Genomic DNA, 22,507 nt, shown 5'->3' with positions numbered 1-22,507 from the left:
AATGAGCGACAAGGCCCCACAGCGGGTGATCGAGTTCGCCGGCCTCTCGGTCGGCAACCGGCTGCCGCTCACCCTGTTCGCCGGGCTGAACGTGCTCGAGTCGCGCGAGCTCGCGCTCGAGACCGCCGCCGCCTTCGTCGAGGCGACCGCCAGGCTCGGCATGCCGTACGTGTTCAAGGCCAGCTTCGACAAGGCCAACCGCAGCTCGATCCACTCGTTCCGCGGGCCGGGCCTTGAGAAGGGACTCGAGATCCTCGCCGAGGTCAAGGCGCGCTTCGACGTGCCGCTGATCACCGACGTCCACGAGCCCTGGCAGGCCAAGCCCGTCGCCGAGGTTTGCGACGTGATCCAGCTGCCGGCGTTCCTCGCCCGCCAGACCGATCTGGTGGTGGCGATGGCCGAGACCGGCGCGGTGATCAACGTCAAGAAGCCGCAGTTCGTCGCCCCCCACGAGATGCGCCACGTGATCCAGAAGTGTCGCGAAGCGGGCAACGAACGGGTGATCCTCTGCGAGCGCGGCTCGAGCTTCGGCTACAACAACCTGGTCGTCGACATGCTCGGCATCAGCGAGATGCAAGAGACCGGATTCCCGGTGATCTTCGACGTCACCCACTCGCTGCAGCGCCCCGGCGGGCGCTCGGACAGCGCAGGCGGTCGTCGCCAGCAGGTCACCGAGCTCGCGCGCGCAGGCGTCGGTGTAGGCCTCGCGGGGCTCTTCCTCGAAGCCCACCCCGATCCCGACAACGCCAAGTGCGACGGCCCCTGCGCGCTGCCGCTCGACAAACTGGCTCCGTTCCTCGCCCAGATCAAGGCGCTCGACGATCTGGTCAAGGGATTCGATCCGCTCGAGATCGATTGATAGCGTTCCAAGCCCCTCCTCGTGAGGGGCTCTTTTTTGGTATGTTGCTTAGTCCTGGCCATCTTTTTTTCCACGTCGCCCAGGCGGCGTTCTTCCAGCAGAGGATGCGCAGTAATGGCAAAAATCGTCGATATCCGTGCACTCGAGGTGCTCGACTCGCGCGGCAACCCGACCGTCTACGCTGAAGTCGTGCTCGAGGGTGGCGTGAAAGCCAGCGCGTGCGCGCCGAGCGGTGCTTCGACCGGCTCGCGCGAGGCGCTCGAGCTGCGTGATGGCGACAAGTCGCGCTATCTCGGCAAAGGGGTGACGAAGGCGGTGGGTGCGGTCAACGGCGCGATCCGCGAGAAGCTGCTTGGCTGCGAGGCATCCGACCAGCGTACCCTCGACTCCCTGATGCTCGAGCTCGATGGCACCGACAACAAGGGCAACCTGGGGGCCAACGCGATCCTCGCGGTGTCCCTGGCGGCGGCCAAGGCGAGTGCGATCGACAAGGGCGTCGAACTCTACGAATACATCGCCGAGCTCTACGGCCAGCCGGGCAAGTACTCGATGCCGCTGCCGATGATGAACATCCTCAACGGCGGTGAGCATGCCGACAACAACGTCGACATCCAGGAGTTCATGGTTCAGCCGGTGGGGGCTGCGAGCTTCGCCGAGGGACTGCGGGCCGGCGCCGAAATCTTCCATGCGCTGAAGAAAGTGCTCTCCGCCAAAGGCTTGGCCACTTCGGTGGGTGACGAGGGGGGCTTCGCGCCGAATCTCGAGTCCAATGCCGAGGCGCTCGACGTGATCGAGCAGGCGATCGCGGACGCGGGCTACAAGCTCGGCGAGGACGTGACCCTTGCGCTCGACTGCGCCGCCTCCGAGTTCTACAAGGATGGCAAGTACGTGCTCGGCGGCGAGAACAAGTCGTTCGACTCCGCCGGCTTCGTCGATTACCTGGCCGCACTGGTCGACAAGTATCCGGTGGTATCGATCGAGGATGGGCTGGACGAGTCCGATTGGGACGGCTGGAAGCTGCTTACCGACAAGCTCGGCAGCCGCGTGCAGCTGGTCGGTGACGATCTGTTCGTCACCAACACCAAGATCCTCAAGCAGGGGATCGAGAAGGGCATCGGTAACTCGATCCTGATCAAGTTCAACCAGATCGGCTCGCTTTCCGAGACCCTGGATGCGATCAAGATGGCCCAGGACGCGGGCTATACCGCGGTGATCTCGCACCGCAGCGGTGAGACCGAGGACACCACCATCGCCGATCTGGCCGTGGGCACCTGCGCGGGCCAGATCAAGACCGGCTCTCTTTCACGCAGCGACCGGGTCGCCAAGTACAACCGCCTGCTGGTGATCGAGAGCCAGCTCGGCGGCAAGGCGCCGTATCGCGGACGCGAGGAAATCAAGGGGCAGTAAACGGGGCCGGTAGAACGGGCTCCGGTTCACCGCAACGGCCACCTTCGGGTGGCCGTTGCGCTTGCGTGCTCCGCTGGCTCAGTTCGAATCGCGTCGTCGTCTCGCACTCCCATCTCACGCTACTCGCCCGCGCCAGTCGCGATCGTGGATTAGCCCAAGGTCTCGTTGACCCTCGGTTAGCAAGGCGCGGAGGATGAAATGCATATCCTCGCCCCAAGCCTTGTGCATTTCATCCCCCGCGCAGTGCGAGGAGGGCGCAGCGGTGTTCTGGCGCATTCAGGCCAAAGGCGCGTGCGGTACGACAGGATCGTCGTCTCCGTACAGGGAAGGTGCCTAGGGATGTCGGATCAAGGATGAGGCCGTGGAAACGCTTGGACGCCGAGGTGGTCTCTGGGCCACCTCTTCACTCTACATTGACTGGCGACTGACACGGGGGTGTCACCTCGCCAGGCTAGTCTGGTGAGGCTGCGATCTAGAACACGAGGAGGCCACGATGGGTCTCCCGGACGGCAAGGAGGCCGAGGCGTGGCCGTTCCAGGGAGGGTGTGGAACTAGTGGCAAGCGCGACACCGATGAGCGATCGGTGTCGTTTTTTTTGCGTTTCAACGTTCGCCTTTTGGGTGTGGCGGGACGGCCGGCGTCGATTTGCGCAGAGGCTTCGACGGCGCCAGCGCTTCGACCTGGCCGCGCAATGCCTGGATGGTGTCGATGAACGCCCGCAGGCCCGCCGGCATATGGCGATTGCCGGGAAAATACAGCGACAGCCCCGGTATACGGGGACACCAGTCTTCCAGCACGCTCACCAGACGCCCGTCATCCAGCGCGGCATGGGCGTAGGGTTCGGGCACGTAGGCCACGCCGAAACCGCCGATGGCCGCCTCCACCATCAACGAGCTGCTGTCGAGCGTCAGCGTGCCGGGCACGTCGATCTCCACGGTTTGCCCGCACTTGCTGAATTCCCAACGGTAGCGTTTGCCGCTGGGCAGGCGCTGGCGGATGCACTGGTGCTGGGTGAGCGCGTCGGGCACTTCTGGTGCCGGTCGCTGCGCCAGGTAGCGGGGTGAGGCCACCGCCAGAAAGCGGATGTCCGGCCCCAGCGGTATCGCCACCATGTCCTTGGGCACGGCCTCACCCAAACGAATGCCGGCGTCGAAGCCCTGCTCGACGATATCCACCAGGCGTCCTTCGGCGACGAGATCCTGGTCGACGCCGGGATAGCGTGCCAGAAACTCGGGTACCACCGTGCGCAGCAGCAAGCCGATCGCGACATCGTTGCCGTTGATGCGCAGCTGGCCCTGTAGATGCCCCTGTTCGCCGGTGACGTCCTCGAGCGCGGCATCGAGATCGTGCATCAGCGGATCGAGCCGGCCGAGCAGGCGCGTTCCCGCTTCGGTCAGCGCCACGCTGCGCGTCGTGCGGTGAAACAGGCGCACGCCCAGGCTGTCCTCCAGACCACGAATGGCATGGCTCAGCGAGGGGCGGGCGATGCCCAGGAAATCGGCCGCGCGACGAAAGCTGCGGTGCTCGGCGACCGCGATGAAGGCCCTGAGGTCGGACAGCGTTGGTTTGCTCATTGGTAGATTTTATGCACCAACCCATGTGGTTAATTGGTTCTTATCGTAACAATGATATGGCCGTAGCATCCAAACCCAGCGCTTTCCTTCTCTCCTATCTTGGATGCCCGTCATGAACAAAACCTGGTTCATCACCGGAACATCGGCCGGCCTTGGCCGCCTTCTCACCGAACGTCTGCTCGCCCGTGGCGATCGGGTGGCCGCCACCGTGCGTCGTCTCGAGGCACTCGACGATCTCGTCGACACCTACGGCGACAGGCTCTGGGTCGCCAGGCTCGATGTGACCGATGCGGCCGCGGTGCGCAGCGTGGTCGATCGCGCCTTCGCCGAGCTCGGACGCATCGACGTGGTCGTATCCAATGCCGGCTACGGCGTGCTCGGCGCGGCGGAAGAAGCCTCCGACGAGCAGGTTCGCCACGTCATCGATACCAACCTGGTTGGCTCCATCTCGCTGATCCGAGCAGCGATCCCACGCCTGCGTGAGCAGGGCGGCGGTCGCGTGCTGCAAATCTCCTCGGAAGGCGGGCAGATCGCCTATCCGGGATTCAGCCTCTACCACGCCTCCAAGTGGGGGATCGAGGGCTTCGTCGAGTCGATGGCCAAGGAGCTCGCTCCCTTCGGCATCGCCTTGACCCTGGTGGAGCCGGGGCCCACCGCGACCAATTTTGTCTCCGGCGTGGTCCGGCCGCCGACGATGGCGGTCTACGACGCCACCCCCGCCGACGACGTGCGGCGCGGCATCGATTCGGGTGCGTTCCCGGTCACCGGTGACGCGGGCAAGGTGGTGGATCGGATGATCGAAATGATCGACGAGGGCACCACACCGCTGCGCCTGACGCTCGGCGCGTCCGCCTTCGACGGTGTCCATGCGGCGCTCCAGCAGCGGATCGAAGCGCTCGAAGCGCAGAAAGCCATCGCCTATTCGGTGGAACTGGACAAATGAACGAGGCCAGGGCCACGGCCACTCTCGCTCTCGTCGCGCCGGAAGCGCGCGAAATCGCGGCGACCTTCCCGCGTTTCGTGCCCGACTCGCTGGCCCCCGATGCGTATTGACGCGCTTCCGACGAGGCTGCACAACGCTTGCTAGGAGTTACCTCATGACTACTTTACAGACACCCATTGGCTCCGGTTTCGGAGCTACCACCACCGCGCAAGAAGTGCTGGAAGGACGCGATCTTTCCAACCTCACCGTCATCGTCACCGGCGGACATTCCGGCCTGGGGCTCGAAACCTCACGAGCGCTTGCCGGCGCCGGCGCGCGCGTCATCGTCGCCGCGCGCGATGAACAAGCCGCGCGTGCGAAGACCCGCGATATCGCCAACATCGAAGTCGAACGCTTGGATTTGTCCGAGCTGGCAAGCGTGCGCGACTTCGCCCGGCGTTTTCTAGAAAGCGGCCGACACATCGATATCCTGGTCATGAGCGCGGGCATCATGGCCGCTCCCGAAACCCGTCTCGGGCCCGGCTGGGAGGCGCAGTTCGCCACCAATCATCTGGGTCACTATGCACTGGTCAATCTGCTCTGGCCGGCGCTCAAGGGCGGTGCCCGGGTCGTGGCCGTCTCGTCGGCGGGGCATCACCTGTCGGGAATCCGCTGGGACGACGTGCAATTCGAGCGTGGCTACGACAAATGGCTGGCCTATGGGCAGTCGAAGACCGCCAATGCGCTGTTCGCCATCCATCTGGATCGACTGGGCCAGCGTGAGGGTGTGCGGGCGTTCTCCCTGCATCCCGGCTCGATTCTCACCCCGCTCCAGCGTCACCTGACGAAGGACGAGATGGTCGACGCCGGCTGGATCGATGCCGATGGAAATCTCGCCGATCCGACCTTCAAGACGCCGCAGCAAGGCGCGGCGACCCAGGTATGGGCCGCGACATCCACGCAGCTGGCGGGCATCGGCGGCGTGTATTGCGAGGACTGCGAGATCGCTTTGCTGAATGAAAGCGAATCGCCCGCCCTGGTCGGTGTCCGGCCCCATGCGGCCGACCCCGAGCAAGCCGAACGCCTCTGGGCGCTGTCCGCCGAGCTGACCGGAATCGACGCCTTCGCCACGCAGTGAGACGCCGGGTCTCGTCGCCTTCGGGGCGTGCGGGGGCTGATGAGAACGGCGGCGTCATGTTCGACCCGGTGGATCCGGCCTAGTGGCCACTTACGGCGTAAGCGGTGCGGATATCGCGCCTGCGGGCTATGTCCTCGGGGGTTGCTCGAGATCTTGCCGGGTCGAATGCAGGTCCCAGATACCCATGACCTGGGAGATGGCCGCCTCCATGGCCCGGAGTCCGACACCGTCCCTGGCGAGGGTGGAGAGGCCGATCAGGAAGCTGTCGAACACGGTGCTCAGCGCACTCGGATCGGTATCACTCTTGAGTTCACCCTCGGTGATGGCCCTTTCGATGCAGGCCTTGATGCCGGCGCGAGTGCGTGCGCGTGAGCGGGTCAGCGGTTTCGTGACGGCGGCGAGCTCGGGGGAGGGTGCGCTCATCACGCCCAGGCCGACCATGCAGCCTTTGGGATGCCCGCGTTCGCACTGCATTCGGGCCGAACGCCTGAGCGCCAGCGCCAGTGCTTCCCTGGGCGCGAGCGCCGTATCCCACAGGCATTCGGTGACCTGTGCGTAGGTGGCCAGGTAGCGCGCCGTACACTCCTGGTAGAGCGCTTGCTTGGATCCGAAGGCCGCATAGAAGCTGGGCGCCGAGATGCCGCCGCCGATGGCGGCCTTCAGCTGGCTAAGCGAGGTGGATTCGTAGCCCTGTTCCCAGAACAGGTGCAGCGCTTGTTCGATCGCCGCGTCTCGATCGAAGGTGCGTGGTCTGCCCATTTGCGCCATGGTGCACTCCTTTCTTGCGATATAAATACTAATCGATACATAAATCGTTGACAACCGCCGGCCCGCTTCCTACATTTGTATCGTTCGATACGTATGTTGGTCGATTTCTCTGCGCCTGTGGATACGGATACTTTTCGTTCATATATGTACCGATCGGTATTTATGTTGGGATTTTCGCATCGCCCTGGAACGCTAGATCACCTCAAGGAAAAAACGTGAGTTCTCCAACTTCTTCCACCGCTGAGGCGACGACTGAACGGCTGCCACTCGCCGCCCTGCTGGCGTTGGCGATGACCGGCTTCATCTGCATCGTCACCGAAACGCTCCCCGCCGGCCTGCTGCCGCAGATATCCCAAGGATTGGACGTGAGCGCCTCGCTGGCCGGGCAGACCGTGACCGCTTATGCGTTCGGCTCGGTACTGGCGGCCATTCCGCTGACCATCGCCACCCGCGGCTGGCGGCGGCGCAGCGTGCTGCTGCTGACGATCTTAGGCTTCCTGGTGTTCAACTCGATCACCGCGCTGTCGTCGAACTACTGGCTGACCCTGGCGGCGCGCTTCTTCGCAGGCGTTGCGGCGGGGCTGGCCTGGAGCCTGCTGGCCGGCTACGCAAGGCGCATGGTGCAGCCGCACCAGCAGGGTCGGGCGATGGCGGTCGCGATGATCGGCACGCCCATCGCGCTTTCGCTCGGCGTGCCGCTGGGGACCTGGCTGGGCGGCGCCGTGGGTTGGCGAAGCGCTTTCGGCATCATTTCCGCGCTGACCCTGGTGCTCATCGTCTGGGTGTTGGCCAAGGTGCCCGATTACCCCGGCCAGTCCGGGCGCGAGCGCATGGCGTTGCGCAAGGTGTTCACCACGCCCGGCGTACGCCCTGTACTCGCCACGGTCATGGCCTGGATGCTGGCGCATAACATTCTCTACACCTATGTCGCGCCGTTCGTGGCGCAGGCCGGGCTGCTCGATCGCGTCGACGTCATTCTGCTGGTGTTCGGTGCCGCCGCGCTGATGGGAATCGGGCTGATCGGTCGTCTCGTCGAGCGCCACCTGCGCAGCGCCGTGCTCGCCTGCCTGGCGACATTTTTCATCGTCTCGCTGCTGTTCATCTGGCTGGCGACCGTCCCGGCCGCGGTCTACATCGGCGTGGCGGTATGGGGACTGACCTTCGGCGGTGCCGCGACCCTTTTGCAGACCGCGCTGGCCGACACCGCCGGCGACGGTGCCGATGTGGCGCTATCGATGAACGTAGTCGCCTGGAACAGCGTGATCGCCGGTGGTGGCATCCTGGGCGGTGTGCTGCTCGACCGCTGGGGCGCCCACACCTTTCCCTGGGCGCTGATCGTGCTGCTGGCGATCGGCTTGCTGATCGCATGGTCGGCGAAGGCGCACGGGTTCCGTCCCGGCCCGCGGACCCACTCCGCCGGGCACTGAGCCGGCGCCCCACCCGAGCGCATGTTCATATCGCTTGCGCTCTTCTCCCAACCCAACGGGACCTCACTCCCATGTTTCGAGGTGTTCTCAACACGCTGCTGCTTGGCGCCACACTGGCGCTGGCCGTCCTACCGCGCCACCGATGTCTCTGCGCTGCTCTACGAGCTGGCCATGCGGTTCAGCGGCGGTGAGCGACTTCCTGCAGGCTCGCTGAGTCGCGTACTAGCCGTTATCGAGACTTTTCAGATAGGCGCAAAACATGTCGGCCATCGCATCGGCATAGGTGTCGATCTCCGCTCGAGTCCGGGGCGTTTGCGAAAAGCGCTTGCCCACCACGCTGAAGGTGGTGGTGATCAGCCCTCCCGCCAGTGCTCGGGTGACGGCGGATACGTTGGGCAGCAGCTCCTCCATGAACCGTTCGAGGGCCCGGTCAGCCGAGGCGCGCGCTTGCCGCGCCTCGGGGGCGTCGCGATAGAGCGGGGCTGCATCATTGAGGGCCACACGTATCTTCGCCTCGTCGCACTCCGAATGGATGAAGGCATGGACTAGGGCGCGCAGGCGATCGAGCGCCGGTGTCCCGGCATCCTCGAGGATGTCGCGCAGCATGTCGGACGTCCGTCTCCATTCGTCGGCCTGGAGCTGGAAGAGAATCGCCGCCTTGTTCGGGAAGTATTGATAGACTGAGCCGATGCTGACCCCGGCCTTCTCGGCGACCCGGGCGGTGGTGAAACGGGTGGCGCCTTCCTCGGCCAGGACTTGAACCGCCGCTTGCAGGATCGCCGCGACCAGCTCGGTCGAGCGGGCCTGCTTGGGTTGCTTTCGAGAGGAAATCTGGGGGCGAGTTTGGTTGGTCATGGGGGCATCGGGCGCGAAGACCACGGCGAGTAGAAAACCATGGCGAGTAGACAGAGTGAGCAGCGGATCGATCACGCTATCAATGCGATTGATTGATCGCATTCTAGATCGGGGTGGTCGATACCTCAACCGGGCCACTCGCATGAGCGCTGCAATCCCACCTACAGCCTGGCGTGGTCCAGAGGCGCCGTAGTGCCGCGCTATCGTGGGTCCGCTTTTGTTGAATGAAAACCTGAGCCATGCCGCCTAAACGACCCCGAAAGACCGTCTTTTTACGAATGAAACATCTACAAATCAAATGATTAATTGGATGGCGCGAGGCAGGAAAACGCGACCTCCAATGCGAATATCGAAGCCGGATGTCTGGTCGTATCATTCATTCAAATGCGATGAATTGATCACGTTCAAGCCTGGCCCCTAGCGGGGCGCTCGACCTCGGACCGGACACCGCCATGACCGCCACACTGATCACCTCACCACTGGCACCCTTGCTCGAGCGTCTGTTCGCTCAGGCCGATGCGGCGACCAGCCCGGCACTGGCCGGAATCTCGCGCGAAGAGCGCGAGCGCCTGATTCACAGCAAGACCGAGTACCTCGACTTCTATGGACGGCTGAAGGATCTCTGGCTTCCCGTGTCGCGCGAAACCGGGACGCTGCTCTACCTGCTGGCGCGCAGCACCGGTGCGCGCAGCGTCGTCGAGTTCGGCACCTCGTTCGGCATCTCCACGTTGCACCTGGCCGCAGCGCTGCGCGACAACGGCGGCGGTCGTTTGATCGGCAGCGAGTTCGAGCCCTCGAAAGTGGCGCGGGCGCGCGAGCACGTGGCCGAAGGCGGTTTCGCAGATCTAGTCGAGATTCGTGAAGGAGATGCATTGAAGACGCTGGCGACCGATCTTCCCGACACCATCGACCTGCTATTACTCGACGGCGCCAAGGCGCTTTACGGCGACATCCTCTCGCTGATGGAGAGCCGCCTGCGACCGGGCGCGCTGATCGTCGCCGACAACGCCGACGACAGCCCCGACTACCTGGCGCGAGTGCGTTCGCCGGCCAGCGGCTACCTGTCCGTGCCGTTTTCGCAGGACGTCGAACTCTCCATGCGGGTGGGCTGAACCAAGCCCCGCTCTGCTCTCGGCGATCGGACGAGGGTAGCAAAACGCAAGCCTTGCCTTGGTCACGACGAGCTTCTTGTTCGCCATCAATCCTGAATTTCCGGGAGAAAGCCATGCACGTATTCGTAACAGGAGCCACCGGCTGGGTCGGCTCGGCGGTTACCGACGACCTACTGATGGCGGGCCACCGGGTCACCGGCCTGGCACGCTCCGACGACAAGGCCGCGGCGCTCGCCGCCACCGGCGCGAAGGTCGTTCGCGCCACGCTCGATGATCTCGACGCCCTGCGCGACGCCGCGGCGGCGGCGGACGCGGTGATCCATACCGCGTTCGATCATGATTTTTCCAAGTTCGCCGAGAACGCGCAGCAGGATCGTCGCGTGATCGAGGCGCTCGGAAGCGCGCTGCGCGGATCCGGTCGCCCGCTGGTCGTCACCTCGGGCCTCTCGGGGCTGGCCCGCGGTGCGATCGAGTCCGACCCACCCGCTGCGACCGGCTTGCGAAAGTCGGACGCGACCGCACTGGCCTTGACTCGACGCGGCGTGCGCGCGGCGACCGTCCGCCTCGCTCCTTCGGTGCATGGGCTTGGCGATCGCGGGTTCATCCTGACCCTGATCCGGCTGGCGCAGGAGACGGGAGTGTCGGCCTACATCGGCGAAGGTCAGAACTGCTGGTCCGGCGTGTATCGGCAGGATGCCGCGCGCGCCTATCGCCTTGTGCTGGAGCAGGGTGTGACCGAGCAGGCCTACCACGTGGTGGCCGACGAGTCGGTGCCGTTCAAAGCGATTGCCGAAGTGATCGGCCGCCGCCTCGGCCTGCCGGTCGAATCGCGCGGGCGTGAGCATTTCGGCGGATTCGCCAACATGGCGGGCGCGGATATGTCGGTATCCAGCGCACGCACCCGAGAGATGCTGGGCTGGATGCCGCAAGGCCCCGACCTGCTCGCCGACCTCGACCAGCCCGGCTACTACGCAAAGGCCCAATCGATCCAAGCGCCTTCCACCCCAGAAGGCCCGCGATGAAGCTGGAAAACCTCCTGACGCGCAGGATCTGCGCCTCGATCGGACACCCGCGCAGGGCTTCCTGTGCCTTGATACCCCGCAGGCTGCTGGCGGGCGCGGTCATCTCGCTGCTGGGTTCGGGCGTGTATGCCGCCGCCGAGGGCGTCGGTCCGGCGGCCACGTCGCAAGCCGGCGGCGCTGACGGCGGCTTGGCTTTCGGCGCTCCAATTGGCTCCGGCGCGGAGGTGCTCGATCGGGCGCGTGCCTTCATGGCGACGCTCGACGATGAGCAGCGCGCCGCCCTGATCCAGGCGTACACCTTCGACAACGCCGCGAGGTGGCACACCTTTCCCCAATGGGGGCTGCGCCAGCGTCAGGCTCGGCTCGGGCTGGCCTTGGGGACGCTTTCCGATGCGCAATGGAATGCCCTGGACGCGCTGCTTGCGGCGGCTACCGGCAGCGGCGGTGACGAAGGTTTCGATGAAATCCAGCAGCACCTCGCGATGGACGATTGGATTCGTCGCAACGGCGGCCGAGAGGGTTACGGCAGGGGCAATTTCTACATCGCGTTCCTGGGGGCGCCGTCGGACAGCGGCATTTGGCAGCTTCAGTTCGGCGGACACCACCTCGCGCTGACCAATACTTACCGCGATGGGGTGCTGGTCGGGGCAACGCCTTCGTTCCGAGCGATCGAACCCCACACTGTCGTCGAACTCGACGGGGTCACCATTCGGCCCCAGCGCGACGAGTGGGAGGCGTTCGTCTCGCTGCTTGCCTCGCTCGACCGGGGCCAGATCGACGCCGCCGAGCTTGGCAGGAGTCAAAGAGTGCTCCTGTTAGGGCCCGAAGTAAGGAACAAGGACTGGAACTTCCCGGCCAGGGTAGAGGGCATCGCAGCGGCGTCGCTGAACGAGACGCAGCGCGCGCTGCTGCTGAAGGCGATCAGCCTGTACGTGAATGACATAGCCGACGCGGACGCTGAGTTGATTCTTGCCCGCTACGAGCGTGAACTCGACACCACGTATCTTAGTTTTTCCGGTTCGCCCTCGCTCACTCGCACCGGGGACTACGTCCGTATCGATGGGCCTTCGGTATGGATCGAACTGGCCATGGACCCGGCTTACTCCACCGACCAGCCCCACGTCCACGCCGTTTGGCGGGACAAGCGTACGGACTATGGCGGCACCCGACCCGGTATGTAGTTCTTTACAGGGCCGCTACGTAACGGGCGGCTGGCTAACTCCCGGCTATGAGAGGCTGGTTGATCGAGCAGCATCCCTGATTCAGCTTTCGGCCTGATCAGGATCGGGTGGCGTCAGGATATATCCTCGGCCATGCAGGGTCTTTATCAGCGAATGCCCATAAGCATCCTGTAATTGCTTGCGCAGCATATAGATATGGGTTCGCAGGGTGTTGGCATCGACATCGCGTCCGGGCCACAACCTCGAGCTGAGTGAGTCATAGGAAACGAAATCGGGATAGCTTCGGATCAAGGCCTCGAATATATGCGCGGCGAGCCCCGACAGCGCGATCGCTTGCCCTCCATTCAGTCGAACTTCCAGATTGCCTGGATTGAACCTCAGCGATTTCGCTCGCAGTGGCTGCGCATCATGATGCCTGCGTCGATGAAGCGCATTGATACGCAAGGCCAGTTCGCGCAGGGGAAAGGGTTTGACCAGGTAATCGTCACCGCCGCTCAGGTAGCCTTCTTCCTTATCCTCGATGGTCCCTTTGGCAGTCATGAATATGATCGGGGTTTGGTTATTCATGTCCTTGCGCAGCCTGCGGCAAATCTCGAAGCCCGACAGGCCAGGTATCATGACGTCGAGTACGACGACATCGTAGACCTGGGTGTCCAGCAGATGCAGCGCCGTCATGCCACCCTGTGCAAGGTCTAGCTCATACTCCTCTTCTCCGAGGAATTCATATAGATTCTCCGCCAGTTCGGTGTTGTCCTCGACGATGAGCACCTTGGTCTTATTGATCACGAAAACCTCCACGCAAGGCAAAGCGCTGGTAAGGCATCAAAACGTTCATTTCATGAACATCAGGCGCAGTTTCGTTCCTTCTACCGCCGGATTGTCCAGATCCAACAATCTCCATCTCAGTCGCTCGCAAATCAATGTGGCGATGAACAGCCCGAGGCCGGAGGCCGGCATCCCGCCTCGTTTGATGCCCGTGGTCAAAAAGGCGCGAGAGTCCTGGGGCAATCCGGTGCCCTCGTCGTTGACTTCCATCCATTCATTCTCGACACGGATGTTCACCGAGCCGGTGGTGTGTTGCAGAGCGTTGTTCAGCAAGTTGCGTACCAACATCTTGAGCAGCACCGGGTCGGAGGTCACCACGGGCTCTGCATTGCAGATCACTCGGACCCGCTCCCTCGCCTTATGGGCATCTCCCGTTTCTTCGAGAACCTCCATGACGATGGCGCGGACAGGAACCGGGGTCATCGTCTGATCGCCATATTTCGTCAGCTTCAAAATGGCCTCGACACTGGCATCCATTTCATCCACCGCACGGCGAATACGCCGCATGGCCTTGATGTCGGTCAGCGACGTATTGCCCCTTGACTCAATGCCATCCATCGCGCCGGAGATAATCGAAATCGGTGTGCGTAACTCGTGACTGGCCATGCCGAGCAGGGTTTTTTCACGCTTCACGTAGGACTCGATTTCATCGAGAAACCTATTGAAGGACTTGGCGACCACCTGCAGTTCCTTATCCACATCTTGCTCGGAAAGCCTGGCCATCGTCGCCGCCGGCTCCATCTTTTCTATTTCTCGGGTCAAGAGCGTCAGGGGGGCGATCAACTGCCGGATCGTGAGCTGAACCAGAATGATGGCAAGTACGACCATGACGAGACTCATGGCTGCGATCATTCGTTTGAAAAGTTCCTCGTTATTTTCATGCAAGCTATTGTCTTTAGCCAGATACAAACGCCCACCCGGAACTTCGATGTTGTTTACCACATAGTTGAGGCCGTTGACATTCTTCTCGCCGCTGTAGGGAAATGGCATCTGATTGAAAAAATCAGGGATATCCGCCTCTGCCTGCTGCTCGGCGGGAACCCAGAACCCGTGGACGGTCGCGGTCCGCCAAGTAAAAGTGCTTTCAGGGCCAACCTTGCTCAACAAAAACTCTCGCTCTCTTTGCATGTCAGAAACGAGAGCAACGTCTTCCATGGAGTTATTTACGATCAACATGCTCGACAAAGCAGCGAGAAGTGTCAGCAGCACGATGCCTATGCCCGAATACCGTATCCGCTGTTCTATTGATTTCATTCTCGGATCCTGGGGGTGGATAAGCCGCGTCGATGTTCAAGCAGTGAAGCGCCCATGGCCGCTGCGGCGCTACCTGCGCACCAGCGCTTCGGCCTGCGGCAAAAGTAACCGTACTGCGCTCGCTCGCCAAGCGTCCTGGGGTATGGCGCACCACTCATTCATACGGGTGTCATGATTTTGATGTTTTTTTGTTGTTTTCTCGATGTGAGTTTGAGAGGGGCTCACCCATGGTATTGGACCATCCGCCAAGGGCAGCGCCAAGCAGGCCCATTGTCGCAAGCACACCGACTTGACGAAGGTCACCCCATTGTCCTCATCCACTGTGCCGCATACTCGGCCCACACGTTACCTGGTATTTTTGGCTGCGATCATTTCACTCGGTGCAGTGGTGACTACCATCGCCGCGTGGCCATTTTTGTACAGGTGGTGGATAGAGCGACCATTTATCGACTATGAAGACCGGGTTATCGTCTTGTCCCGTGATTATCATGCGGACATCGACGGCTTGGAAATCCTTGATATCGATAACCTCTCGGGAATCACCTACGACCCAGATAGAAATACGTTGATTGCGGTGACCAATCAATCACCCGAAATCTTGGAGCTATCGCTGGATGGCCGGTTGCTGAGACGCATCCCCACCAATGGCCTGCAGGACCCTGAAGCAATCGAGTATCTCGGCCGTGGTCGATACTTGGTGGCCGATGAGCAGATACAGGCACTCGTCGAGGTGCATATCGACGACGATACTTCGCTCGTCGATGCCGGTGGAAGCGCGAGACTGTCGATAGGAATCGAACTCAACGGTAACAAGGGCTTCGAAGGACTATCCTACGACCATGATGAGCGCCGTATTTTCGTAGCGAAAGAAAAAGATCCATTGAGGATTTATGAAGTCGGCGGTTTTCCGGTAGAGGAAAACGAAACGCTCGATATTCATATCCTGCGGGATGCTGGATATGATCAGAGACTGCCCATTGGAGATGTCTCCGGCATTCATTTGGATGCTACGACCAAGCATCTGCTGATCTTGTCCGATGAGTCTCGCCGTATAATCGAAATGGACAGGCACAAACGCGTGATCAGGAGTCTGCCGCTGCTGGCGGGGCGGCATGGATTGATGATGGATATCCCCCAGGCGGAAGGCATCACGATGGATGATCAGGGCAACATTTATCTGGTGAGTGAGCCGAATCTGTTTTATCGCTTCACGCTCAGCGCTGGAGATTGACCCCCGACCGCTATCCAAATCTTCTCCGCCCGCATTCTCGATCGTCTATCCCACTTATCCTACTTGTTCCACTGGGCTGCATGGCAGCCCAGTGGCGATGGCACCGAGGAAGGGGAGCGGTCTCCCTCGCCTCGATCCTCCCTCACCCAAGTCCATCCTTGCGGGCGTCCAGGGCTCTTTCAACGCCATCTGGTTTGATGAATTCTTGAGCTCGGCTCGATGTTTGTCTGTCAAGTGGTCAAGTAGATTTCTTGGCCATGGATCAAGAGAATTTCTCATTCAAAGGCTTTGCCGCCCATCGTCATCCAGCTTGGTTGGCGAGATTGGCCCGGTTCCTGGCGGCCGGCGGCGTGGCGACCCTCCTGCACTGGGGGGCGATGGCGCTGCTCGTCGCCTCGGGTGTTCAAGCCTCGGGCGCTACGGCCTTGGCGATGGCGGCCGGGGCAGGGGTTAATTATTTCTTGCAGCGCCGCTATATGTTTTCCCGTGCGTGCGGGTTTTCGCTTGGCGTCTATTTGCTTTCCGTAGGCATGGCTTGGTCGGTCAACCTGGTCGCATTTCAACTCCTGCATACCAGCGGCATCGGGATCGTGCTGGCTCAGCTCTCGAGCACCGCGCTGGTTGCGCTGCTCAATTTCCTCTTCTTGCAAAAGTTTGCGTGCCGATGAACGGCGTGGGTTCGTATTTCTTCTCGAGATTGTGATGATGAGCGAACACTTTTCAGCTGCTGATGCGCTCCTTCGCGGTGAGTCACCAATGAATTTCCTCTTCAGTGACATGGAGCGGGTGGTGGTGAGCGTGGTCGTGCCCGCTTACAACGAGATCGCTGTGCTGGACATATGTCATCAGCGTTTGCGTGGCGTCATGGAGGGTATTGGACTGCCTTATGAGCTGCTTTACGTGGACGATGGAAGCAGCGATGGCTGCGGCGAGGCGCTGGTGGCGCTGGCGTCGCAGGACAGCCACATGCGGGTGATTCGGCTCAGCCGGAATTTCGGCAAGGAGGCGGCCATCACGGCAGGTCTGGATCACGCCAGGGGGGAGGCGGTGATCCTGATCGACGCCGACCTGCAGGATCCGCCCGAGCTGATCCCGGACATGCTCGCGGCATGGCGGAGCACCGGTGCGGATGTCATCGCGATGCGCCGACGCCGTCGATCGGGGGAGAGCTGGTTCAAGCGCAGCTGCGCGCATCTGTTCTACCGCATTTTGAACCGCTTGAGCGAGTTCCCGATCCCTCAGGACACGGGGGATTTCAGACTGCTCAGCCGCAGGGTGGTGGAGTCGATCAATCGCTTGCCGGAGCGCAGCCGCTACATGAAAGGCCTGTTCGCCTGGGTCGGCTTCCCCACGCATGAAATTCTCTACGACCGCGAGCCGCGTGCGGCTGGGCGCAGCAAATGGGGCTTCTTCGGTCTTTTGCGTCTGGCGCTGGAGGGGGTGACCTCGTTTTCCGCGGCGCCTTTGCGCTGGGTCACTGGTTTGGGGCTGGTTACCGCGGTCTCAGGCGCCGTGTTCGGCCTCTGGATCGTGGTGAAGACCCTCCAGGGCTATCCGGCCCCATCCGGCTATCCATCCTCCATTGCGATGATGACGTTTCTGGGAGGCATCCAACTGTTCTCCGTCGGTTTGCTGGGGGAGTACGTCGGCCGGATCTATCTCGAGACCAAGCAGCGCCCTCGCTACCTGGTGCGTGACATCGACGAAGCGCCCGGCAAGCCTTCATCTCGCAGGGAAAACAGCCCGGAGCGTTTCGATAATGAAGAGGCTTGATCTGCGCCGTCCCGCAGTCGCCATGCTGGCGATTGCGCTGGGGATGCTGGGATTGCGGTTCGTCAGCATGGTATGGGTTCCCTACATCGATACGACAGAGCCGCGCTATGCGGAAATCGCAAGGCTCATGGCGCTCAGCGGCGACTGGGTCACGCCGTGGTTCGAGCCAGGCGTTCCCTTCTGGGGTAAGCCGCCGCTCTCTTTCTGGTTGCAGGCGCTGTCGATCAAGTTGTTCGGACTGTCGGAATGGGTCGCCCGGCTCCCCGCCTGGGTGGCCACCGCGGTGACCCTGTGGCCCATTCATGCGCTCGCACAAGCATGGGCGGGCCGGCGGGCCGCGGCGGCGGCCGTGCTGATCTACGCGACCTGCGCGCTGCCCTACCTGATGGCCGGAGCGGTTCTTACCGATCCCTTCCTGGCACTGGGTACCACGCTGTTCATGGCCGGGCTGATACTGCCTCAATGGCACTGGCGCCTTTTGGCCGCCGTAGGGCTGGCGATCGGCCTGCTCGCCAAAGGACCACTGGCGCTGGTCATCGTCGCGGGCCCGGCGGTCATGTGTCTGTTGGCATATCGTCGCCGGGTATGGCCTGCGATATCGGCTCGAGGATGGCTGGCCGGTTTCGTGGTAGTGGCATCCCTGGCGGTGCCTTGGTACGTCATCGCGGAGAGCAGGACGCCAGGGTTCTGGGACTACTTCCTGCTCGGCGAGCATGTGCAGCGATTCCTGCAATCCGGATGGTCTGGCGATCTGTATGGCACCGCCCATCGGCAGGCCATCGGGGTCATCTGGTTGGACTGGCTGGTCGCCACGCTGCCCTGGAGTCCTCTCGCCCTGGCGATGCTCGCCGCTGCGCTGCGCCATCGGCGTGGCCGCGTGGCCTTGCTGCGCCTGATCCGCAGACCGATGACCGGCTACCTGATCGCTTGGGCGCTGTTCGTTGTGCTGTTCTTCACGCTGTCCAGCAACATCCTCTGGACCTATGTGCTGCCGGCGTTGCCCGCGTTCGCCATCCTGACGGGGCGGGCGCTGGTGCTCGTCGGACGGCGCTTGAAGTCGAGACGATCACCCGCACTGCATGCGATTGGCACCGCGCCAGCCTCGTTCGTTCCGGCCTTGGCGCTGCTCGCGACGATTGCGATCTGCACCCACCCGGCAGCGGTCAAGAGCGAGAAGGTGCTCATCCGCCAGGTGATGTCCATGGCGCCACCGGGTGCCACGCTGTGGTTCGTCGACAGCAGGTCCTTTTCCGCCCGCTACTACTCGCGAGGGCAGGCAGCGCTGGTGTCGAGCGAAGCGCTGCCGGCGCTGGTCGCCAGCACCGAGGGCTCGATTTTCATCGCCGCCCGGCCTGATGTCATGGCTCGTTTGCAGACCGTCTTGCCATTGACTGAGTTGCCGCTGGCGAACAGCCGTCAGTACCGGGTAGGCAGGATTCGCTAGGGGCGGCTGCCGGCGACGCATCGCCCGAGCCCATCAATGCGTGGCGACGGCGCGCAATGTGGAAGCCGCCCGCGGTGCGTTCCGCGAGCGGTGCTGCCGGCAACCCGATCGGCGATTACGTGGAGGTCCGGAGCAAGACCGAAGCCATGTACAAGGGGTGCAACCACCAGCGGCCTGGCGACCCGGCCAAGCCATCGTTCGACTGGCGAACGCGAAAACCCCGCCGCTGCAGTTAGGCCATCATATTCGGCAGCGAACGAGCCTGATTTCGCATCAATGGTCCCAAGCCCGTCCGCGCGACTAGCGCGGGGTTTTTTATCTCGGTGGGGCAGGCGTTAGCGTTCCAGGTACTGGAACTTGCCCTCTACACCGTCCCACTTCTCGGCGTCGGGCAGTGGATCCTTCTGCTCGCTGATGTTGGGCCACTCGTCGGCGAGCTCTGCGTTGAGTTCGATGAAATGCTCCTGTCCCGCCGGCAGCTCGTCCTCGGAGAAGATCGCCTGTGCCGGGCACTCGGGCTCGCAGAGCGCGCAATCGATGCACTCGTCGGGATGGATGACGAGGAAGTTCGGCCCCTCGTAGAAGCAGTCGACCGGACAGACGGAGACGCAGTCCGTGTACTTGCAGCGGATGCAGTTCTCGGTGACGACGAACGCCATGGTGTTTCTCCTCGAATCATTACGGCCCCGATGGGTCGGGATCGGACGGCTGCTGCGTCGCCTCGCCCGCTTGGTATCGAGTCTGTTCTGGCGTCCGCGTGGGTTTTCCGGTCGGGGCCGATATTCTAGGGGTTGTCCACTTGAGCGTCGAGCATCCCCCGGTGGCGCCACCGGGGGAATGCTTCAAAGCCGTTCGCGCAGCGCATAGAGCGCGTCGAGCGCTTGCCGCGGGCTGAGTCCGTCGATATCGAGTTCGGCCAAGGCCTCGACCACAGGATGAGGCGGGGCCGAGAACAGGTCGGCCTGCTGTGGCGCACTGAGATCGCGCGGGCGCGGCCTGTCGACCTCCTGGGCTTCTAGGGTGGTGAGCTTTTCGCGTGCGCGCTCGATCACCCGGCGAGGCACGCCTGCGAGCTGGGCCACCTGCAGGCCATAGCTCTGGCTCGCCGGCCCCTGCTCGACACGGTGCATGAAGACGATGCCGTCATCGTGCTCGGCGGCGGTCAGGTGGAGATTGTCGACTTCGTCGAGCTGCTCGGCCAGCGCGGTCAGCTCGAAGTAGTGCGTGGCGAACAGGGTGAAGGCGCGAAGCCGGGCCAGCTCCTCGGCGCTCGCCCAGGCGAGAGAAAGACCGTCGAAGGTGCTGGTGCCGCGGCCGATCTCATCCATCAGCACCAGGCTCTCGGCGGTGGCGTTGTGGAGGATGTTGGCGGTCTCGGTCATCTCGACCATGAAGGTGGAGCGCCCGCCGGCGAGATCGTCGCTCGAGCCGATGCGGGTGAATATCCGGTCGATCGGGCCGATCTCGACGCGCTTGGCCGGCACGAAGCTGCCGGTGTAGCAGAGCAGCGCGATCAGTGCGTTCTGGCGCATGTAGGTCGACTTGCCGCCCATGTTGGGGCCGGTGATCACGCACATCCGGTGGTGGTCGTCGAACACCAGGTCGTTGGGCACGAAAGGATGCTCAGAGACCTGCTCGACCACCGGGTGGCGGCCCTCGAGCACCTCGATGCCGGGCGCCTCGCGCAGCAGCGGCCGGCTGAAGTCGAGGCTCAGCGCACGTTCGGCGAAGGCGTTGAGCACATCCAGTGCGGCGAGCGCCGCCGCGCTCGCCGAGAGCGCGCTGAGCTCGACGTTGAGTGCGTCGATCAGGCTTTCATAGAGCAGCTTCTCGCGCGCCAGCGCCCGCGCCTTGGCCGATAGCGCCTTGTCCTCGAACTGCTTGAGTTCGGGGATGATGAAGCGCTCGGCATTCTTCAGCGTCTGGCGACGGATGTAGTCGGCCGGCGCCTGGCGCGCCTGGGCGCGGGGAATCTCGATGAAATAGCCGTGGACGCGATTGTAGCCGACCTTGAGGTTGCTCAGGCCGGTACGGGCCTTTTCACGGCCCTCGAGCTCGATCAAATAGTCGCCGGCGTGTTCGCTCAATCCCCGCAGTTCGTCGAGCTCGGCATCGAACCCCTGCTTGATCACCCCGCCGTCGCGGATCACCGCCGGCGGATTGTCGATGATCGCATCGGTCAGCGTTCGCTCGAGCTGCGGGTAGGCGACGATATCGACGCGCAGCTCATCGAGCACGCTGCCACTATCGAACTCGGCGAGCATCGCAGCGAGCGTCGGCAGCTCTACGAAAGCATCGCGCAGGCGCGCTAGGTCGCGAGGACGGGCGCTGCGCAGCGCGACGCGGGCGAGGATGCGCTCGACGTCGCCGACGCGCTTGAGGCTGGCGGCGAACTCAGCCATGGCCTCGCGCTCGAGCAGCAGCGCCACCGCCGCTTGGCGAGCCTCCACCGCGGCTCGATCGCGCAGCGGGCGATTGAGCCAGCGGCGCAGCAAGCGCCCGCCCATCGGAGTCGCGGTGGTATCGAGCACCGCGGCCAGGGTGTTTTCTCCGCTGCCGCCCAGGTTGATGTCGATCTCGAGGTTGCGCCGGCTGGCGGCATCGATCACCACCGCATCGTCGCGGCGTTCCACCGTGAACTTGTTCACATGGGGCAGGGCGCCGCGCTGGGTGTCGCGGGCATAGTCGAGCAGCGCCCCCGCCGCGCGCACGCCATGGTCGAGGTGCGCGGCACCGAAGCCCTGGAGGTCCTGGACCTTCAACTGGTCGCAGATCAGCCGCATCGCGGTGTCATGGTCGAACAGCCAATCGCTCTGCCGGCGCAGCCCGCGGTACTTGTCGAGCCCCTCCGGCAGCGCGAGTGAATCGGGGACCAGAAGCTCCGCCGGCGCCAGGCGCTGCAGCTCGGCGAGCATCTCGACCTCTCCCTCCACCTCGAGCGCGCCGAAACGACCGCTGGCGAGCTCGATCCATGCCAACCCCCAGCGCCGCGATTCGCCCGGCTCGCCTGGCTTGAGCGAGGTAGCGCTCAGCGCCACCAGCAGGTTGTCGCGGCTCGCATCGAGCAGCGCCTCATCGTGCAGCGTCCCGGGAGTGACGATGCGCACCACCTGGCGCTCCACCGGGCCCTTGCTGGTCGCCGGATCGCCGATCTGCTCGCAGATCGCCACCGACTCACCGAGTCGCACCAACCGCGCCAGATAGGCCTCGGCGCTGTGATAGGGCACCCCCGCCATCGGAATCGGCGCGCCGTTGGAGGCACCCCGCTGGGTCAGGGTGATATCGAGCAGCTGCGCGGCCTTCTTGGCATCGTCATAGAACAGCTCGTAGAAATCGCCCATGCGGTAGAAGAGCAGCACGTCACGATGCTCGCGCTTGATCTTCAAGTACTGCGCCATCATCGGCGTATGTTTGGATAGGTCGCTGGAAGCCACGTGGCCACTAGGCTCCTGATGGTTCAATCGGAATCGTGGGGCGCTGGTAGGGCCGGGCTGGGACGCCTGACTCGACCGCGCCAAATGTGCGCAAGGTTAACACGCGAGAAGCGGGCGCTGGAGTGTATGTCCGGCAGGGAAGCGTCAGGCTCGGCTGCATGAGCATTATGAGGAAGCGAAGCGCATCGAGAGACACGAACTGACCAACAAGCCCGTTCGTCCCGAGCGGCGCCGATACGCGCCAAGCTTGAGCACCGGCTCGGCAATGGGAGGCGCCAGTC

Annotated in this window: 19 protein-coding genes; 12 read left to right on the top strand and 7 right to left on the bottom strand. The window is 63.2% G+C overall.

Annotated features, from left to right (window positions below; translation table 11 throughout):
* Position 1: 1 nt before the first annotated feature.
* Both kdsA and eno read left to right on the top strand, forming a co-directional pair.
* The gene (gene kdsA / locus Q376_RS0101185; protein ID WP_027348746.1) at positions 2-859 is read left to right on the top strand and encodes a 3-deoxy-8-phosphooctulonate synthase; all 858 of its coding nucleotides are present in this window, start codon (positions 2-4) and stop codon (positions 857-859) included.
* Between the two features lie 114 nt (positions 860-973).
* Entirely contained in the window at positions 974-2,266 is a 1,293-nt protein-coding gene (gene eno, locus Q376_RS0101180) for a phosphopyruvate hydratase (protein WP_027348745.1), read from the top strand.
* Positions 2,267-2,868: 602 nt separating this feature from the next.
* Here eno and Q376_RS20975 read toward each other — a convergent pair.
* Positions 2,869-3,840, bottom strand: a complete 972-nt coding sequence (locus Q376_RS20975) for a LysR family transcriptional regulator (RefSeq protein WP_052364834.1) — start codon at positions 3,838-3,840, stop codon at positions 2,869-2,871.
* 112 nt (positions 3,841-3,952) lie between these two features.
* Here Q376_RS20975 and Q376_RS0101165 point away from each other — a divergent pair, with 112 nt between their 5' ends.
* Both Q376_RS0101165 and Q376_RS0101155 read left to right on the top strand, forming a co-directional pair.
* Positions 3,953-4,783 carry an SDR family oxidoreductase gene (locus Q376_RS0101165; RefSeq protein WP_027348744.1) on the top strand — a complete coding sequence of 277 codons (831 nt, stop codon included), beginning with the start codon at positions 3,953-3,955 and terminating at the stop codon, positions 4,781-4,783.
* A 154-nt stretch (positions 4,784-4,937) separates the two neighbouring features.
* The gene (locus Q376_RS0101155; RefSeq protein ID WP_027348743.1) at positions 4,938-5,900 is read left to right on the top strand and encodes an SDR family NAD(P)-dependent oxidoreductase; all 963 of its coding nucleotides are present in this window, start codon (positions 4,938-4,940) and stop codon (positions 5,898-5,900) included.
* Positions 5,901-6,026: 126 nt separating this feature from the next.
* Here the strand turns inward: Q376_RS0101155 and Q376_RS0101150 are convergent, their stop codons facing one another.
* Positions 6,027-6,668, bottom strand: coding sequence for a TetR/AcrR family transcriptional regulator (locus tag Q376_RS0101150; RefSeq protein WP_027348742.1), 642 nt, complete (start codon positions 6,666-6,668; stop codon positions 6,027-6,029).
* Positions 6,669-6,883: 215 nt separating this feature from the next.
* On the opposite strand from Q376_RS0101150, the gene Q376_RS0101145 reads away from it, so the two are divergent.
* Positions 6,884-8,095: an MFS transporter gene (locus Q376_RS0101145; RefSeq protein ID WP_027348741.1), complete on the top strand. Its 1,212-nt coding sequence runs from the start codon at positions 6,884-6,886 to the stop codon at positions 8,093-8,095.
* A 222-nt stretch (positions 8,096-8,317) separates the two neighbouring features.
* On the opposite strand, the gene Q376_RS0101140 is transcribed toward Q376_RS0101145, so the two are convergent.
* A complete protein-coding gene (locus Q376_RS0101140; RefSeq protein WP_245598880.1) occupies positions 8,318-9,025 on the bottom strand; it encodes a TetR/AcrR family transcriptional regulator in 708 nt (235 codons plus the stop codon).
* 377 nt (positions 9,026-9,402) lie between these two features.
* Here Q376_RS0101140 and Q376_RS0101135 point away from each other — a divergent pair, with 377 nt between their 5' ends.
* The 3 genes from Q376_RS0101135 to Q376_RS0101125 all read left to right on the top strand — a co-directional run bounded on the left by Q376_RS0101135 (position 9,403) and on the right by Q376_RS0101125 (position 12,265).
* The gene (locus tag Q376_RS0101135) at positions 9,403-10,062 is read left to right on the top strand and encodes an O-methyltransferase (RefSeq protein ID WP_027348739.1); all 660 of its coding nucleotides are present in this window, start codon (positions 9,403-9,405) and stop codon (positions 10,060-10,062) included.
* Between the two features lie 113 nt (positions 10,063-10,175).
* Positions 10,176-11,084 carry an SDR family oxidoreductase gene (locus tag Q376_RS20970; protein ID WP_052364833.1) on the top strand — a complete coding sequence of 303 codons (909 nt, stop codon included), beginning with the start codon at positions 10,176-10,178 and terminating at the stop codon, positions 11,082-11,084.
* Positions 11,081-12,265 (top strand): DUF3500 domain-containing protein, encoded by a 1,185-nt coding sequence (locus Q376_RS0101125; RefSeq protein WP_081803332.1) that lies wholly within the window; start codon positions 11,081-11,083, stop codon positions 12,263-12,265. The genes Q376_RS20970 and Q376_RS0101125 overlap by 4 nt, the downstream gene beginning before the upstream one ends.
* Before the next feature lie 81 nt (positions 12,266-12,346).
* Here the strand turns inward: Q376_RS0101125 and Q376_RS0101120 are convergent, their stop codons facing one another.
* On the bottom strand, positions 12,347-13,051 hold the full coding sequence (locus tag Q376_RS0101120; RefSeq protein WP_043445660.1) for a response regulator transcription factor: 705 nt from the start codon (positions 13,049-13,051) through the stop codon (positions 12,347-12,349).
* 45 nt (positions 13,052-13,096) lie between these two features.
* Positions 13,097-14,344: a sensor histidine kinase gene (locus Q376_RS0101115; protein WP_027348736.1), complete on the bottom strand. Its 1,248-nt coding sequence runs from the start codon at positions 14,342-14,344 to the stop codon at positions 13,097-13,099.
* Positions 14,345-14,651: 307 nt separating this feature from the next.
* On the opposite strand from Q376_RS0101115, the gene Q376_RS0101110 reads away from it, so the two are divergent.
* From Q376_RS0101110 to Q376_RS0101095, 4 genes are all read left to right on the top strand, one after another.
* Entirely contained in the window at positions 14,652-15,575 is a 924-nt protein-coding gene (locus Q376_RS0101110) for an SdiA-regulated domain-containing protein (protein WP_162177872.1), read from the top strand.
* A 257-nt stretch (positions 15,576-15,832) separates the two neighbouring features.
* A complete protein-coding gene (locus Q376_RS0101105; protein ID WP_052364831.1) occupies positions 15,833-16,243 on the top strand; it encodes a GtrA family protein in 411 nt (136 codons plus the stop codon).
* A gap of 34 nt (positions 16,244-16,277) precedes the next feature.
* Positions 16,278-17,348: a glycosyltransferase family 2 protein gene (locus Q376_RS0101100; protein ID WP_245598879.1), complete on the top strand. Its 1,071-nt coding sequence runs from the start codon at positions 16,278-16,280 to the stop codon at positions 17,346-17,348.
* Positions 17,335-18,792: an ArnT family glycosyltransferase gene (locus Q376_RS0101095; RefSeq protein WP_155834091.1), complete on the top strand. Its 1,458-nt coding sequence runs from the start codon at positions 17,335-17,337 to the stop codon at positions 18,790-18,792. Before Q376_RS0101100 ends, Q376_RS0101095 begins: the two co-directional genes overlap by 14 nt.
* A gap of 335 nt (positions 18,793-19,127) precedes the next feature.
* On the opposite strand, the gene fdxA is transcribed toward Q376_RS0101095, so the two are convergent.
* Entirely contained in the window at positions 19,128-19,451 is a 324-nt protein-coding gene (gene fdxA / locus Q376_RS0101090) for a ferredoxin FdxA (RefSeq protein WP_027348731.1), read from the bottom strand.
* Between the two features lie 183 nt (positions 19,452-19,634).
* The gene (gene mutS / locus Q376_RS0101085; protein ID WP_043445731.1) at positions 19,635-22,193 is read right to left on the bottom strand and encodes a DNA mismatch repair protein MutS; all 2,559 of its coding nucleotides are present in this window, start codon (positions 22,191-22,193) and stop codon (positions 19,635-19,637) included.
* Positions 22,194-22,507 lie beyond the last annotated feature (314 nt).

The organism is Halotalea alkalilenta DSM 17697 (assembly GCF_000621205.1).
Taxonomy (GTDB): Bacteria; Pseudomonadota; Gammaproteobacteria; order Pseudomonadales; family Halomonadaceae; genus Halotalea; species Halotalea alkalilenta.
The sequence above is the reverse complement of the archived record's forward strand: the minus strand, read 5'-3'. Positions and strand labels throughout refer to the sequence as shown.

Bases quoted from the DNA above. Each gene is read 5' to 3' on its own strand.
- Q376_RS0101155 (WP_027348743.1), top strand. From the start codon at position 4,938: ATGACTACTTTACAGACACCCATTGGCTCCGGTTTCGGAGCTACCACC.
- eno (WP_027348745.1), top strand. From the start codon at position 974: ATGGCAAAAATCGTCGATATCCGTGCACTCGAGGTGCTCGACTCGCGC.
- kdsA (WP_027348746.1), top strand. From the start codon at position 2: ATGAGCGACAAGGCCCCACAGCGGGTGATCGAGTTCGCCGGCCTCTCG.
- Q376_RS0101125 (WP_081803332.1), top strand. From the start codon at position 11,081: ATGAAGCTGGAAAACCTCCTGACGCGCAGGATCTGCGCCTCGATCGGA.
- Q376_RS0101095 (WP_155834091.1), top strand. From the start codon at position 17,335: ATGAAGAGGCTTGATCTGCGCCGTCCCGCAGTCGCCATGCTGGCGATT.
- Q376_RS20975 (WP_052364834.1), bottom strand. From the start codon at position 3,840: ATGAGCAAACCAACGCTGTCCGACCTCAGGGCCTTCATCGCGGTCGCC.
- mutS (WP_043445731.1), bottom strand. From the start codon at position 22,193: ATGATGGCGCAGTACTTGAAGATCAAGCGCGAGCATCGTGACGTGCTG.
- Q376_RS0101135 (WP_027348739.1), top strand. From the start codon at position 9,403: ATGACCGCCACACTGATCACCTCACCACTGGCACCCTTGCTCGAGCGT.
- Q376_RS20970 (WP_052364833.1), top strand. From the start codon at position 10,176: ATGCACGTATTCGTAACAGGAGCCACCGGCTGGGTCGGCTCGGCGGTT.
- Q376_RS0101165 (WP_027348744.1), top strand. From the start codon at position 3,953: ATGAACAAAACCTGGTTCATCACCGGAACATCGGCCGGCCTTGGCCGC.
- Q376_RS0101115 (WP_027348736.1), bottom strand. From the start codon at position 14,344: ATGAAATCAATAGAACAGCGGATACGGTATTCGGGCATAGGCATCGTG.
- Q376_RS0101105 (WP_052364831.1), top strand. From the start codon at position 15,833: ATGGATCAAGAGAATTTCTCATTCAAAGGCTTTGCCGCCCATCGTCAT.
- Q376_RS0101150 (WP_027348742.1), bottom strand. From the start codon at position 6,668: ATGGCGCAAATGGGCAGACCACGCACCTTCGATCGAGACGCGGCGATC.
- Q376_RS0101100 (WP_245598879.1), top strand. From the start codon at position 16,278: ATGATGAGCGAACACTTTTCAGCTGCTGATGCGCTCCTTCGCGGTGAG.
- fdxA (WP_027348731.1), bottom strand. From the start codon at position 19,451: ATGGCGTTCGTCGTCACCGAGAACTGCATCCGCTGCAAGTACACGGAC.